Origin of the sequence: Streptococcus cristatus (genome assembly GCF_001578775.1) — a bacterium.
Classification (GTDB): Bacteria; Bacillota; Bacilli; order Lactobacillales; family Streptococcaceae; genus Streptococcus; species Streptococcus cristatus_A.
In genome coordinates this window covers 1-242 of the sequence record NZ_KQ969102.1, presented here as the reverse complement: position 1 = coordinate 242, position 242 = coordinate 1, and the positions used below count along the sequence as shown (strand labels likewise).

The following is a 242-nucleotide window of genomic DNA, read 5'->3' as shown; positions in this document are numbered from 1 at the left end:
GACCGTTGCCATTCTTATCAAGACCAACTTTAACAGTATGAGTACCGTCGTTGTTGTCTACGACTTGAGCCAATGATGGCTTGCCATCTTCACCTTTAGCACCAGTTGCGCCTGTAGCTCCAGTTTCACCTTTATCGCCTTTGGCTCCGGTTGCCCCAGCTTTTCCATCCTTACCATCTTTGACGATAGTTGAAGATGTTACTTCATCTGGATCAAGCTCACCGTTACCGTTCTTATCAAGT

The 242-nt window shown here is 46.3% G+C and carries 1 pseudogene; it reads right to left on the bottom strand.

Annotated elements, in window-relative coordinates:
• Positions 1 to 242, bottom strand: a pseudogene (locus tag SCRDD08_RS11755) (hypothetical protein); the annotation flags it as partial.